The sequence below is a fragment of the Pseudomonas sp. NPDC089734 genome, from assembly GCF_044748865.1.
Taxonomy (GTDB): Bacteria; Pseudomonadota; Gammaproteobacteria; order Pseudomonadales; family Pseudomonadaceae; genus Aquipseudomonas.
Window position 1 is genome coordinate 1 of record NZ_JBIVGV010000032.1, and the last position, 15821, is coordinate 15821.

The following is a 15821-nucleotide window of genomic DNA, read 5'->3' on the forward strand; positions in this document are numbered from 1 at the left end:
CCGACGACCATTTCCAGACTGCGTTCCACCGCCAGCCCGACCTTCACGTCCGGACCGACGCCCAGCTCGCGCAGCTTGTGGGCCAGCGGGTTGGCGCGGCGGTTGAGCTGCTCGTAGGTCAACTGCTCGGCACCCAGCGTCAAGGCAATGGCCTGCGGCACTCGGGCGGCCTGGGCTTCGATTACCTGATGGGCGCACTGCTCGCTTGGCCAGGCCTGCACGGCCTGCGTCCAGCCGGTCGGCAGCGTCAGTTCGCCCAGGAAAGTCGACGCCCCCGCGCTCAGGGTTTGCAGCAAGTGGTCGAAATGATTCGCCATTTGCGCAACCGCTTCGGGGCCGAAGTGCTGACGGTCGTAGCTGAAGCGCACCGACAACACATCGGTAGCCTCGATGACCAGCGTCAACGGGTAATGCGCCTGCTCCTGATTGTGCAAACCACTGAAGGCCAACCCTGCCGGTGCCTGTTGCAAGGCTTCGGACATCGGGTAGTTCTCGAACACCAGAATGTTGTCGAACAGCGCTTCACCAGCGGTAGCGGCCCAGCGCTGAATATCGTACAGCGGCGTATGTTCGTGCTCGCGCAGGGCAATGTTTTTGGCCTGCACCTGTTGCACCCAGTCGGCCACCGTCTGCTCGGGGCGCGGGCTGGCGATCACCGGCAAGGTGTTGATGAACAGGCCAAGCTGCTCCTCGACACCCGGCAGGTCCGCCGGACGCCCTGCCACGGTCGCACCGAAGGTCACGCTGGATTGACCGGTGTAGCGCTGCAACAGCAGCAGCCACGCCGATTGCACCAGGGTGTTGAGCGTCACCCGCTGCTCGCGGGCAAACTCGCTCAGGCGCTGGGTGCCTGACGCATCGATCAGGTGGAAATAATCGCCATAGCCCTGGCCGCCTGCCGTGGACTTGAGGGCCTGAACCAGGCGGGTCGGCTCGTCCAGCCCGGCCACCTGGGCAGTCCAGAAGCGTTCGCTGACCTGGGCGTCCTGGCGTTGCAGCCATTCGATGTAGTCGCGATAACGACCGTTCTGCGCCGGCATCGGCTGGCCGCTGTAGCGTTGCAGCACTTCGCCCAGCAGACGGGAACTGCTCCAGCCGTCCATCAGAATGTGGTGGCTGGTGTAGATCAAGTGATGGGTGTTGTCGCCGGTGCGCAGGACCGCCAGACGCAGCAGCGGGCCTTGAGCCAGGTCGAAGCCCTTCTGCCGGTCGGCCTGCGCCCAGTCATTGAGCCAGGCCTCGGATTGACCTCGGGCATCCTGTTCGACAAACGGCACGACAGCCTGACGCTGCACCACTTGCAGCGAGTGCTCCAGATGGCTGACGAAGGCACTGCGCAGCACTTCGTGGGCGTCCACGGTCGCCTGCCAGGCCGCCTGGAAGCGTCCGAGGTCCAGCCCCGTGACATCAACCCGCAACTGATTGATGTAGTTACCGGCCTCTTGCTCGAACAGGGTATGGAACAGCATGCCCTGCTGCATCGGAGACAGCGGGTAGATATCGTCGATATTGCCGGCAGCCACCGGCAAGCGATCCAGTTGCGACTGGCTCAACGCAGCCAGCGGGAAGTCGGATGGGGTCACACCCTTCTGGCCATCGAGGCAATGCTCGATCACCTCGGCCAGCGCCTGTTCATACTGACGTGCCAGGGCCTCGACGGTGGAAGCCTGATACACCTCGGCGCTGAATGCCCAGTCCAGTTGCAACTGGCCATCGAATACCTGACCGTTGATGCTCAGCCAGTTGCTCAGAGGCCCGTCTTCGCTCAAGGCACGACCGGCACTGTCTGCGCTCGGCACGAACAAGGCACCGTCGCGTTCACTGAAGCTGCCGTCGAACTGGCCCAGGTAGTTGAATGTCACCCGCGCCTGCGGCAAGGCCGCCAGCTCACGCCTGAAAGACTCCTCTCCCAGATAACGCAGGACGCCATAACCAATCCCTTTGTTCGGCACCGCCCGCAGTTGTTCCTTGATGCTGCAGATGGACGCACCTGTCTGCGACTGCGGCGTGACCTTGACCGGGAACAGGCTGCTGAACCAGCCGACCGTGCGACTCAGATCCATGTCGTCGAACAGGTCTTCGCGACCATGTCCTTCGAGCTGGATCAGCACCGAAGGCTGCTGGCTCCACTGGCACAGCACCTGTGCCAGGGCCGTCAGCAACAAGTCGTTGACCTGGGTGCGATAGGCGGCCGGAGCCACCTTGAGCAGCTTGTGGGTGAGGTCCTTGCTCAACCACGACGAAGCATGGGCAACATCGCGATTGCGCTGTGCGCCTTCGGGCTTGTCACGGGGCAATGACTGGATATCGCCACTGAGGGTCTGACGCCAGTAATCGCGCTCGGCATTCAGGGTTTCGCTGTTGGCATAACGATGTAACTGCTCGGCCCAGGCCTTGATCGAACTGGTCTTGGCCGGCAGCGCCAGCGCCTTGCCGGTGTTCAGCGCGACATAGGCCTGTTGCAGGTCTTCCAGCAGCACCCGCCATGACACGCCGTCCACCACCAGGTGATGGATCACCAGCAGCAAACGCTGTTCGCCCTGAGGCAGGTTGACCAGCACCGCACGCAGCAACGGGCCGTTCTTCAGGTCCAGGCTGCGTTGCGCCTCGTCGGCCAGCTCGGTCAGGCGCGACAGGTCATTGAGTTCGTGTTCCCACAGCAGGTCACGGGTGTTCAGCGCCCCGAAGGTCGCCTGCCACTGGCCATCCTGTTGAGCAAAGCCCAGGCGCAGGGCGTCATGCTGCTCGATCAGGGCCTGCAAGGCCGCCAGCAGATGGCTGGCCTCCAGGGCACGGGTCGGCTTGAGCATCACCGCCTGGTTCCAGTGATGGCGCTCGGGAATCTCCATCTCGAAGAAACGCGCCTGAATCGGCAGCAACGGCAAGGTGCCGCTGACCTGCTCCACCACCGCTGCGGATTTCTTCTGGATCAGTTTGGCCACCGTCGCCAGCTGGGCGATGGTCTGTTTCTCGAACAGTTGCTTGGGGTTCAGCTTCAGGCCCTGACGCTTGGCCCGGGCGATGATCTGCAGGCTGAGGATCGAGTCGCCGCCCAGCTCGAAGAAGTTGTCGGTAGTGCCGACCTTCTCCAGCTTGAGCACGTCGGCCCAGACCGCCGCGAGTTTTTCCTCGATCTCGCCCACCGGTGCGGTGTAACGCTGCTTGACCACCCCCGGCTTGGGCAGGGCACGCTTGTCCAGCTTGCCGTTGGCCGTCAGCGGCAGGCGCTCCAGCACCACGAACTGCGCCGGCACCAGATACTCCGGCAGGCAGGCGGTCAGTTGCTCGCGCAGGGCATCGACCTGCAAGATCGTGCCTGCTGTCGCCACGCAATAGGCCACCAGTTGCAGGCGCGATTCGTCGCCTTCGATTGGCTGCGCAACGACGGTGGCTTCAGCGACCGCCTCGAAACGCAACAACACCCGTGCCACTTCGGCTGGCTCGACGCGATAACCGCGCACTTTCACCTGATCGTCGCTACGCCCGATGAATTCCAGCAAGCCCTGACGATTGCGACGCACGCGGTCCCCGCTGCGGTAGGCGCGCTGGCCTTCCCCGGCAAACGGATCGGGTACGAAACGTTCGGCCGTCAGACCGGGCTGCCCCAGATAACCCAGCGCCACAGTGTCGCCACCGATGTACAGCTCGCCCGCGACCTGGTCTTCGACCCCGTTCAGCACGTCATCCAGCACATAGGCACGGGCACCCGGCAAGGGCGCACCCACCGGCACGGAACGGGACGAATCGATGGCCTGGACTTCATGGGTCAGCACACCGACCGTGGTTTCGCTGGGGCCATAGTGGTTGATGAAACGGCAGCCTGGCTTGAGCTGACGAACCTGCTCGAACAAGGCTGGCGAGCAGGCCTCGCCGCCGACGATCAGCGCGTGCTGCGGCAGAACGTCAGCGGGGTTGGCGGCCTGCAACAAGGCTGTCAGGTGACCCGGCACGATTTTCAGCACGCCGACACGATGTTCGGCCATGTACTCGGCAAAGCCGTCCGGATCGAAGCCCAGGGTTTCGGTCAGCACATGCAGCGTACGCCCCGAACACAGGGCACCGAACAGCACGGTATGGCCCAGGTCGGCAGCGATGGTCGACACCAGCGCCATGCTGGCGTCCGGAGCCAGTTCCAGACGCTCCAGCAGACCACGAACGTAGCTGCCCAGCGCCCCCTGACTGACCAGCACGCCCTTGGGCTGACCGGTGGAACCGGAAGTGTGGATCACATAAGCCGGCGAATCCGCCGAAACATGAGTGACAGGACGGGTGGCAGGCTGGTGCTGCCACAGCGTTGGCGCATAGGCCAGCCCCTGACAACCGGCCACGGCCAGCGAGGTCTGGCGCTGATCGCCTTCGGCACACAGCAGCACCCGGGCACGGGCATTTTCAAGCATCTGTTGCAGGCGCGCATCCGGTGCCTTGACGTCCAGCGGCATGTACACGCCACCCGCCTTGAAGATCGCCAGCACCGCCGTGAGCCAGTCCAGCGAACGCTCCATCAGCACCGCCACGGGCTGGCCTTCGCTCACGCCCAGGCTTGCCAGATGATGCGCCAGCCGGTTGGCTGCCTGATCCAGCTCGACAGTGCTCAAGGTGCGTTCAAGACAACGGGCCGCCAGTGCCTGAGGTTGTTTCTCGACCTGGGCATTCCACTGGTGCAGCACTGACGGCGCAGGCTCGCGAGCCTCCTGCTGGCTTTGGACCGGCAACGCCCCCAGATTGAACAGAGGCGCCTGGGGCGCATCGAGCAGGGTCTTGAAAAGGTCCAGCAGTGCCGGAATGAACCCTTCGATGGTCGAACGCTGGTACAGATCGCTGGCGTAGGTCATTTCACCGTGGATCAGCGAACCATCGTCCGTGATGTCCAGCGCCAGATCGAAATGCGCGCCATCCTTCTGAAACTCGTACTCGCTGACGTCCAGGCCCGGCAGTTTGAGGGCCATTTTCTGCTTCAGGACCACGTTCTGGTTGAACTTGGCCTGGAACAGCGGGTTATGACCCAGGCTGCGCTCCGGTGCCAGTTGATCCACCAGTTGCTCGAACGGCACATCCTGATGGGCCTGAGCACCAAAGGAGGTTTCCCGGATCCGGGCCAGCAGGTCCAGATAGCTAAGACGCTCGTCCACTTCGCAGCGCAGCACCTGGGTGTTGATGAAGAAGCCGATCAGCCCCTCTGTCTCGGCCCGGCCACGGTTGGCATTGGGCACGCCGATGCGAATGTCGCGCTGCCCGGCCTTGCGGGACAGGAACAGGGAGAAACCGGCCAGCACCAGCATGAACAGGCTCATGCCCTGGCTGCGGGCAAAGGCGTTCAACTGGCGGGACAGGTCAATGCCGAAATCAAAGCTCAGGCGCTCGCCCTGAAAGCTTTGCGTCGCAGGACGCGGGAAATCGTGGGCAGCCTCCAGCAGCGGCTGCTCGTCGCCCAGCTGCTGACGCCAGTAATCGAGCTGGCGCTCGCCCTCGCCCGCCTCCAGCCATTTGCGCTGCCAGATTGCATAGTCGGCGTATTGCAGCGGCAACTCGGGCAATGCAGGCTCACGCCCTTCGCTGTAGGCCTGATAGCAGTGGACGAACTCCTGGATCATCACATCCATCGACCAGCCGTCGGAGACGATGTGGTGCATGCTCACCACCAGCACATGCTCGTCCGGGGCCATACGGAACAGATTGGCTCGCAGCAACGGCCCCTTCAGCAGATCGAACGGACGAGACGTGGCCTGTTCGACCTGCCGGGTCAGTTCAGCGTCACGGGCATCCCCGGACAGCGTCGAAAGATCGACGGACTCCAGCGCCACGCGCTGGTGCTGCAGAATCACTTGCCGGGGCTGGTCGCCTTCGGTCTGGAACACCGTGCGCAGCACTTCATGGCGCTCGATCAGATGATCGAACGAGCGCAACAGAGCCGCCTCGTTCAGATCACCACGCAGACGCAGCCCGGTGGTCATCTTGTAGGCGTCGCTCAGTGGGTCGAGCTGCCAGAGGAACAGCAGGCGCTGCTGGGCGAAGGACAGCGGAATTTCAGTGAAGTCATGACGACTGACCGGCACCGGCAACAGGCTGAAATCCTTGCCTTCCTGACGCAGCCGGGCGAGGAACTGTTGGCGCTGTTCGAGCGGTAACCCGACAAACCGTTTAGCGATACGTGCAGCAGTAGTCCCGGTCATGCGCCAAATTCCTCCAGTGAATCCATGAACTGGTCCATGTCGCTCCAGTCGTTGTCAGTCGTGTTATCCGTGAGCAGCGCCACCTCGGCGGCCAGATCGCTCAACACAGGTTTTTCGAACAGAACCCGCAGCGGCAGGCTGATGCCGCGTTGCGTCTTTATCCGGGCAATCACTTGCGCCGCGAGCAGGGAATGCCCGCCCAGCTCGAAGAAGTTGTCGTCCAGACCGACCTTCGGTACATGCAGCACTTCCACCCAGATGTCGGCGAGGCAGATTTCCAGATCGGTCTGCGGAGCACGATAGGTGACTTGCAACTGGCTCGGGTCGGGAACCGGCAGGGCCTTGCGGTCAAGCTTGCCGCTGGGGGTCAGGGGCAGGTTCGACAACAGCAGCAGATGCGTCGGCACCATGTAATCCGGCAGAGTTGCCTGCAATTGCGCCTTGATGGCCTGACGCAGCGCCGCTTGTCCGGCTTCGTCTGCCGCCAACACCTCAGGCACCAGATAGGCCACCAGTTGCGTACTGCCCGCCAGCGGCAGTGCCAGCACCACCGCTTCGCGGATACCGGCACACTGTTGCAGGCGCGATTCGATTTCGCCCAGCTCGATGCGGAACCCGCGAATCTTCACCTGATGGTCGACACGCCCGATGTACTCCAGAGCGCCATCGGCCCGCAGCCGCGCCCGGTCACCGGTGCGATACAGACGCTCACCCACCACGAACGGGTCGGCAATAAAACGTTCGGCGCTGAGCGTGGGCTGCGCGTGATATCCACGCGCCAGCCCCGGCCCGCCGATATACAACTCCCCTACCGCGCCCTGGGGCAGCAGGTTCAACTGATCGTCCAGCACGTACAGACGACGTCCCGCCAGACCTTGCCCGATGGGCACGCCGCGCCAGGACACCGCTTCAGGCGTCAAGGCACTGCAATCATGAATGCTCGACACCACGGTCGCTTCGGTCGGCCCGTAAGTATTGAGCAGACGCACATGGCCTAGCCCGGCCTGACGCCACAAACGCAGACCTTCCACCGCCATCGCCTCGCCCCCCACGTGAATCTGACGCAATGCGCCATAGTGGGCAGGCGGCCGGGCCGCGTAATCCTGAACCAGCGTCAGCCAGTACGCGGCGGGCAGATCCGCCAGAGTGACGCCATGTTCGACCACGGCCTGATGGAAGGTGGCGCTGTCCCAGAGACGATCGTCGCGCAAGACCACGCAAGCGCCATGGCAGAGCGGCGGATAGAACTGCTCGACAAAGCCATCGAAACTGTTGGTCGCGAATTGCAGCACGCGGTCGCCTTCGCGCAGGTCGCTGTACACCGCACCCAGGGTGACGAATTCGGCCAGCGCAGCATGACTGATGGCCACACCCTTGGGACGGCCGGTGGAACCGGAGGTGTAGATCACATACGCCAGACTGGCCGGATCGACGGCCACGTCCAGGTCATCCTCGGAAACAGCGTCACTGTCGCCCTGCTGATCCAGACACAGGCACTGGATATCGTCCAGCGGCGGCAGGCCCGGCAACAGTTCAGTACGGGTCAACAGCAGCTTGAGACCACTGTCCTGAAGTACGTGGCGCAGACGCTCGGCCGGCGTCTTCGGATCAAGCGGCACATAGGCCCCACCGGCCTTGAGCACCGCCAGCAACGCCACGGCCATTTCCAGCGAGCGCCCCAGTGCAATCCCCACCAGCACGTCAGGACCAACGCCCTGCGCGCGCAAGCGATGCGCCAGACGATTGCTGAGCCGGTTCAGTTGCTCGTAACTCAGACCGGCCTGCTCACCTTCACCTGCCATGAGCAACGCCTGAGCCTGTGGCGTCCGCCTGACCTGCGCCTCGAACAGACGATGCGCCGGTGTATCAGTGCTGGCCCGTGGTGCCGAATCGACGTCGAGCAACTGCTCACGCTCATCGGCTGCCAGCATCGACAGCTCGCCCACCGACTGCTGCGGATCGGCACAGGCCGACGCCAGCAGATTGCGCCAGTGCCCGGCCAGACGGACGATGGTCGCTTCGTCGAAAATATCGGTGGCGTAGGTAAAGGCGGCATTGAGCTGTTCGCCTTCACCACTGGTGGCCAGCATCAGGTCGCTGGCCGCAGCATGGGCGCGTCCGGCAGCCGCCTGTTGTTCGGCGGGCAGATTCGCCACCCGCAGACCGCATTCCAGCTGCTTGTCGACCAGATCGGCAACCACTGGCTGGTGGTTGAACATCACCTGGAACAGTGGGTTGTGGCTCTGACTGCGCTCGGGCTGCAAGGCGTCGATCACGGCATCGAACGGCAATTCCTGATGCGATTGAGCACCCATCGCCGCCTGGCGCACCGTCTGCAACAGGTCCACGAAGCGGGTCCGGGCCGTCACTTCACTGCGCAACACCTGTGTATTGATGAAGCAGCCGATCAGGCCTTCGGTTTCACTGCGTGTACGGTTGGCAATCAGCCCGCCGACGCGAATATCGCTCTGGCCGCTGTAGCGATGCAACAGGCTCTTGAACGAGGCCAGCAACACCACGAACAGGGTGACGCCCTGGCGCTGGGCCAGACCTTTCAGATCACGCAACAAAGCGGTATCCAGAGAAATTTCCAGGCGTGCGCCCTGATGGCTTGGCAGCGCCGGGTGCGGCCGGTCCGTGGGCAATTCCAGCACTGGATGCTCGTCCCCCAGATGCGCACGCCAGTAATCGAGCTGGCGCTCCTGCTCACCGGCTTCCAGCCAGCTGCGTTGCCACAGCGCGTAGTCACGGTACTGCACGGCCAGCGGGCTCAGTTGCAGCGTCTTGCCAGCCACCAGCGCATCGTAGCCTCGCAACCATTCGTCGATCAGCACGTTCATCGACCAGCCATCGGTGATCATGTGATGCAGGTTCAACAGCAGAATGTGCTCCTGATCCTGCATGCGCAGCAGGCGGATGCTGAACAGCGGGCCGTGTTCCAGATCGAAGGACTGCTCGGCCTGACGGGCCATTTCCTCATGGGCCTTCGACCAGCGCTGCTCCAGCGGCAAGGCACTCAGGTCCAGCCGCTCGATGCTCACCGGCGCAGGCTCGGCCACCCGCTGGAAGGCACGATCGCCCTCCTGACCGAAGGTCGTGCGCAGGCTTTCATGGCGCTCGACCAGGGCACTGAATGCACGCTCCAGCACCGCCAGATCCAGCACACCGTTCAGGCACACCGACATCGGCAGGTTATAGGCCGAACTCTGAGGGTCCAGTTGCCAGAGAAACCACATGCGCTGCTGGGCATAGGACAGCCCTTCACGCTCAGCAAGCCCAACGCACGACGGGATCGGGAACAACGAAAAGTCCATGTCCTCCTGGCGCATACCGTCGAGAAACAACCGACGTTTTTCAGGGGGCAGCTCGACAAAACGGCGAGCCAGTTTATGGGCGTGTTCGGGATTCATGCATTGGGTCCTTGCTGAATTGGCCTGACCATAAGGCTTGGTCGTATGAACAAGAACGAACTGGAAACAAAATATTTAACGGAAATTAAGGGGCGGCAGCCCATCGGGCCGATGCGCAAAAACATGCGCTATCAAGACGATGAAAAATCGCTACACCTCAGGCATTTCAAGGGTTTTGATAGCCGGGTCATAAATTGCGCAAGGTGCGCAAGACTTTGCGCACTTTTCAAGGGATAGCCCCTCTCTTTCCCCTCCCGAAACACGCCCTTTGCCCGCCGTTACCGGGCAAAGGCCTATCGGCACAGTTATTGACAGACGTCCCTCCGCTCAACGGGCAGCTTGCCCGCCCCTACGGAGGAATCAGGGATGTCCACCCCCATTCAGCAGCCATCTTTCAACCTGCACCTTGACGGCGTCAGGCACGACTTTCAGGTCCTGGCCTTCACCGGCAAGGAAGCCATCAGCCAGCCCTTCCGCTTCGACCTTGAACTGGTCAGCGAACGCACCACGCCGGATCTGGACAGCCTGTTGCAGCGCCCGGCCTTTCTCCAGTTCAGCCCAGACGGCACCGGCATCCACGGCCTGATCGACCGCATCGCCCAGGGCGACGCCAGCAGACGCCTGACCCACTACCAACTGACCCTGCGACCCCATCTGGCGCGCCTGGCCCACCGCACCAATCAACGCATCTTCCAGCATCGCCCGGTGCCCGAGATCATCGCCCTGATCCTGAAAGAGCACGGCCTGCCCACCGACGACGTTCAGTTTCACCTCGGCACTCCCTGCCCGCCACGGGACTATTGCGTGCAGTACAACGAGTCGGACCTGCACTTCATCCAGCGCCTGTGCGAGGAAGAAGGCCTGCATTACCACTTCTGCCACAGCCCGACCGGGCATCGACTGGTATTCGGTGACGACCAGACCGTGTTTCCGAAACTGGCGGCCGTGACCTATCGGCAGGACGGCGACAGCCTTGACCATGAAGCGGTGATCACCCGCTTCAATGTGCGTCTGGAAACCCGTCCCACCCACACCGCACGCCGGGACTACCACTTCCAGAAACCGAATCGGGTCCTGGGCGGCGAAGCCGGCAGCGATACACCGCTTCATCTGGAGGATTACGATTACCCCGGCCGCTTCACCGACCGTGAACGAGGTACGCAACTGGCCCGGCGGGCCCTGGAGCGTCATCGTCATGATTACCGGCTCGCCCGGGGCCACAGCGACCAGGCCGGGCTGCGCAGTGGCCATTTCCTGCCTCTGGTCGATCATCCCCAGTCGACCTGGAACGACTTCTGGCTGCTGACCGAGGTCCATCATGAGGGACGACAGCCCCAGGTGCTGGAAGAGTCCGGGGATCAGGGCAGACAGGACAAGACGCTCCGCCAGGGCTATCGCAACCGGTTCCGGGCCACCCCCTGGGACACCTTCTTCCGCCCGCCCCTGCACCATCCCAAACCGCGCATTGCGGGCAGCCAGACCGCCGTGGTGACCGGGCCGCCGGGCCAGGAGATCCATTGCGATGCCCATGGCCGGGTCAAGGTGCAGTTTCACTGGGACCGCGAAGGCCAGCGGAACGACCAGAGCAGTGGCTGGCTGCGGGTGGCCTCCGGCTGGGCCGGGCAGCGCTACGGCAGTGTCAGCCTGCCCCGCGTCGGCATGGAAGTGCTGGTGACCTTTCTGGAAGGCGACCCCGACCAGCCACTGGTCACTGGCTGCCTGCACCACGCCGAACACCTGCCGCCCTACGACCTCCCCGAGCACCGCACCCGCAGCGTCTTCAAGACCCTGAGCAGCCCCGGCGGCGCGGGCTACAACGAACTGCGCCTGGAGGACCGCAAGGGCCAGGAGCAGATATTCATCCATGCCCAGCGCGACTGGGACCAGACCATCGGTCACGACCAGAAACTCCATGTCGGCCACGAGCGGCACGAACAGGTCATGGCCAACAGCTACACCCGGTTCAAGGCCGAAGAGCACTGCACCGTCGACGCCGACCGCAAGGTGGAAGTGCGGATGAACGATCACCTGACGGTCGGTCAGACCCAGCACGTCAGGCTCGGCAATGCCCAGCTCGTCGAGGCTGGCCGGGAGATTCATCTCAAGTCCGGCGACAAGCTGGTCATCGATGCCGGGATGGAACTCACCCTCAAGGTCGGCGGCAGTTTCATCCGGCTCGATCACAGTGGCGTGACGCTCGACGGACCGCAGATCAAGGCACATGTCGGAGGCTGGCCCGGCATGGGGACCGCTGCAACACCCCTGTCGCCCATCTCCCCCAAGGAGGCGGAACGATCGACAACCGGCAAGAACACCGGACTTCAACCCCAAACCGCACCCCGGCCCTCGTCCTCCAGCCAAGAGGACGAGCTTCTTATTGTCGATGTCTGGGGTGACCCCGGACAGGGCAGCCAGTTGAGTGTGCTGGACAGGGAAAGCCGGCCATGAGCGGATTCAGCGATAGCAGCATTCCACAAGGCACCCGCAAGAAAGTCGAATACTTCAATGACCGGAACGCACAACTGGCCCTGCGGATTCAACGCACCGATGGCGGGCTGCTGCAAATCCCCCTGCTCTCCGGTGCCCGAAGTACACGAGAAGAGGAAACCATCCAGCGCAATACACTGATCTCCGTCCTGCCGCTGGCCCGCCTGCCGGGTCATGACCTGCCCCATGAAACACCTCAGGGCGGCCTGCCCCGCCGAGGCCGCCTTTATGTGTTCTGGAATAATGCCCTGTGGCGGGAACTGGAAACCGATGGTCAGGGCCGGCTGTTCGAGATCGACGTCGCTCACTGGCGTGCAATTGCCCGCCAATCCGGCAATGCCGATCAACGCGACCCGGTTGCCATCGAACAGCATGTGATGCTTCTGCCGATGCTGTTGCAAGGCCGCTTTGTCGCCGATCAGTTTCTGATGGCCTACAGCGAATTGCCCTGGAGCTGGGAGTACATCGACTGGCTTGAAAGCGATGCTTCACGGATCAAAGCCCGTTGCCAGAATATTGCACGGATCTGGGACACCGCCGTGGTGGGTTCGGATCACTGGAAAACCACCCAGACCAACCCGAGCCTGCCTGTCAGCCGAATCCGAAAAGGCCTGCGGGCAAGGGACTTCAATATTGAAAGCGCCCTTCAAGAGCCACTGAGCTTTACCCCTGAATGGTCCGCCTTCAGCGATGAACACCTGATCAAACGCCTACAGGTACGACAGGAACAACTGGCGCAATACCTTCAACAACCACCGCCCCCGCCGCTGCCCGACATCGAAGCCGGGGAGGATCTGCTGGAACGATACAACCTTCGGGACAACCCTCATCTGGTCGGCCTCATTCTCGAAGACCCACTGTTTGCCGTTCGCCACGCCGCTGCGCAGATACGCCATTGCGTCGACTACCTGCAAACCCTGAACGCCCTGATTGCCCATCAACCCGACGGGCGCTACGCCCAGGTGCTGTATAGCGCTGTCGGCGGTGATCATGCCTACCTGAAGGGCAAGATCGACCTGCCGAAATTTCATGCAACGGTCTTCGAGCTGGAACGCAGGTTCGGTCGCCAATGGCTGGCGGAACACCTTCGACGGCTGGTCAAAGCGCTCGACAGGAAACTGCATCCCGCACTGCTGGACTGGGTGCATCGTCAAGACGACGCCTTGCTGGAGCCTTACAGCCTGATGACAGAGGTTTTCGGTGCTCTTGAGTACATGCCCGGTCAGGCCGATGCGCTCTGTACCGACCATGACATCACGGATCTGGAAACCTCCATCCACTCACTGGTCAAGGGTGTGCTGGAGTCCGAGCATCCTCTGGGGTCATTGCTGCTGACCAAGGCCCCCGATCAACCTCCCGAACTGCTCAAGCGCCTGATGGCCTTGCGTGACAGCGACCAACCCGTTCAACCGCAAGCCATGGGCCTGAGCACCCTGATACTCGGTGCCTCCTTTATCGACAAGCTGGATGTCGCCGGAATAGCCAAAAGCTTTGCCTACTTCATGGGCGACCTGCTGGATATTTTCGGGGCCAGCGTCGTGACACAAATAAGCCGGTTATCGAACAGCGCCTCGAACATCAGGCTCGACCGCCTCTTCACCCCGACCTTCACCACCCTGTCTGCCCTGTCGAAAAAGATGGCAGGCATCCGCCTGATGCCCATGGGCGCAGCACTGAGCAAGGACTATGTCATCCTCGGCGTAGAAGGCGCAGGCTTGCGAGGAGGCCTGACCGGCACCGAACGCGCAGAACTGACCCGCAAACACTATCGCTACGCCACGCTGCACGGCCAGTCCGGCGAAACCCTGGGCAGCACCAGCGCCAAGGGCAACGACAAAAGTGCTTCGATGCTGCGCAATATTCTGGTGATCGCCCTTCCCAAGGAACATCCAGAACTGCAGCACTACAGCCATTTCCGGATGAACTTTGGCGCCTTCACCCGATTCATGGACAAGAACAAGGTTGTGCCGACAGCGATGTTGGGGTTGGCGATTTATAACCTTGTGGTGCAGATAAATGCGGTGAAAACCTTTGAAGCTGATGAGGAGTTCGCTCGAGGATACCTTGGCGTATGGAGTGCGCTAGCCGACTTGGTGGCAGCGCTAGCGAACCACAGCAGATTTCTATTTGGAATGACCACTGCAAACTATCTGGCCAAACCTCGTTTCAACGTCGCGAAAATCTCACCCCAGTGGGCAAGAAATCTCAAAGAGCAGACAGGTAGCACCAAACTGCCTCTTCTTCGCGTCATTGGCGGCGGAGCGACACTGTTTGGCATAACCATAAGCATCATGGACAGTCGTCGAGCTTACCTAGCAGGCGATTACGCACTTTCCGCCAGTTACGCCGTCATTGCTGCGGGAAGCTTTCTGTGGGGCTTATATACCCTGGGCATCGTAGCCCACCCCCTGGCTCTCCTGATTGGCGTAATCATGGTCATTGGCGGCATGGTGAGTGCCAATCTGCTGAGCGACAATGAAGCCGAACTTGCCGTGCGTTACGGCCCTTTCGGCATTGATGCCCTTATCGGACAGGAACAGGCCACGGATAGCCCGCACGCTTTCCTGCATTTGAAAGACCCGCTCATTGCCTATCAGCAACTGGCAGGCATTCTGGGCAAACCGAAGGTTACCGTTCTACGGCTTGCCTCCTGGCGTAAACAGGCTTCGGCTCGACAGCTTCACATCCTGCAGGCCGCCGACCGGCAACGCAAACGCCCGGCACAGGCTTATCTAAAAACCCTTAAACCCGATCAAACGCCCCTGTCCGACCAGGACTGGGTGGTGATCTTGAGTTCGCCGTTGCTGCCGATGTCCGGCCCCGGGCAAAACCACCTTCAACTATCGGCCCACGAGTTCCAGGCCGCCGTGGACACCGGCCAGACCTATGCCACCTGGCAATATCATTGGCAATCCGCCAGCACGCCCAAACTGGCAGCCATCCCTCTGGATCACGACCGCGTGCTTTATGTGCTGCCGTCATTCACGGAACCCGCTGCGTCCGGTTTGCGCTTCAAAAGGACCGAAGGCCTGAAAGTCAGCGTACAGATCGAACTTCACGCCGAACCGGGCAGCCCGCCCCTGGTACTTCCACAACCCCATCCAAAAAGATGGAAACCCTTCTCACCCCTCCATCGCCGAATGCCATCCAGCCATCCCACACCGGATATCCCTCCCCTGTATTGGCAAATAGAAACCGTCGAGTTAGCCGTATGAACACGAATACCGATACGCCCTATACCCGAAGCGCCTACCGAAGCGACAGCCATGAACCCATGCCGCTACCAAAAAGGCATGCCCACCTCAACCGTAACGGCCTGTTCGACACCCAGATTGCCTTTGGCAATTACGCCGGGCTGGATCCCGCCATGGAAATCACCCTGCAACTGGAGTGCGAAGAGCATCGGGTTTATCAGCAGCAGGAAGAACGTGGAGAAAAACAGGAAGTGTATTGCGATGCCAGACGCTGGCGCTTCCAGAACTCCAGCAAGATCCCACACATATTATTTGTATCCCAAATAATGTGTTTTTTCTTTATATGGGCAGCCTGGGGAGCCGGAGTTACACCCTATCTGGAGCCAGAACCAACGAGCACCAGCATAGTATTTTCTGTTTTTAATGGACTCATCATTGCAGCTTTGATGCTGATATCAACAACCCTATACATGACCGAAAAGAAAGAAGTTCATTACCTTCAACTTTCTGGCCTATTGATCTGCGCAACCATCGTCCTCTGGCTAAAAGGCACCCTCTGG

Annotated in this window: 4 protein-coding genes and 1 pseudogene; 3 read left to right on the top strand and 2 right to left on the bottom strand. The window is 61.7% G+C overall.

Annotation, left to right across the window (positions count from 1 at the left end; all coding sequences use genetic code 11):
* Together ACIPY9_RS24085 and ACIPY9_RS24090 are read right to left on the bottom strand one after the other, a co-directional pair.
* Window positions 1-6170, bottom strand: a 6170-nt coding sequence (locus tag ACIPY9_RS24085) for an amino acid adenylation domain-containing protein (RefSeq protein ID WP_400707644.1), incomplete at its 3' end; no start/stop codon positions are given.
* Complete coding sequence (locus tag ACIPY9_RS24090; RefSeq protein ID WP_400707647.1) at window positions 6167-9580, bottom strand: amino acid adenylation domain-containing protein; 3414 nt, start codon at window positions 9578-9580, stop codon at window positions 6167-6169. The genes ACIPY9_RS24090 and ACIPY9_RS24085, both read right to left, overlap by 4 nt.
* Window positions 9581-9946: 366 nt before the next feature.
* Between ACIPY9_RS24090 and tssI the strand changes: the two genes are divergently transcribed.
* The 3 genes and pseudogenes from tssI to ACIPY9_RS24105 form a co-directional block, all read left to right on the top strand.
* The gene (tssI, locus tag ACIPY9_RS24095) at window positions 9947-12028 is read left to right on the top strand and encodes a type VI secretion system tip protein TssI/VgrG (RefSeq protein WP_400707650.1); all 2082 of its coding nucleotides are present in this window, start codon (window positions 9947-9949) and stop codon (window positions 12026-12028) included.
* Window positions 12025-15282, top strand: coding sequence for a hypothetical protein (locus ACIPY9_RS24100; RefSeq protein ID WP_400707653.1), 3258 nt, complete (start codon window positions 12025-12027; stop codon window positions 15280-15282). The genes tssI and ACIPY9_RS24100 overlap by 4 nt, the downstream gene beginning before the upstream one ends.
* Window positions 15279-15821, top strand: a pseudogene (locus ACIPY9_RS24105) (hypothetical protein); the annotation flags it as partial. The gene ACIPY9_RS24100 and the pseudogene ACIPY9_RS24105, both read left to right, overlap by 4 nt.

Coding starts and splice junctions, on each gene's coding strand:
- ACIPY9_RS24090 (WP_400707647.1), bottom strand. CDS start 9,580: ATGAATCCCGAACACGCCCATAAACTGGCTCGCCGTTTTGTCGAGCTG.
- tssI (WP_400707650.1), top strand. CDS start 9,947: ATGTCCACCCCCATTCAGCAGCCATCTTTCAACCTGCACCTTGACGGC.
- ACIPY9_RS24100 (WP_400707653.1), top strand. CDS start 12,025: ATGAGCGGATTCAGCGATAGCAGCATTCCACAAGGCACCCGCAAGAAA.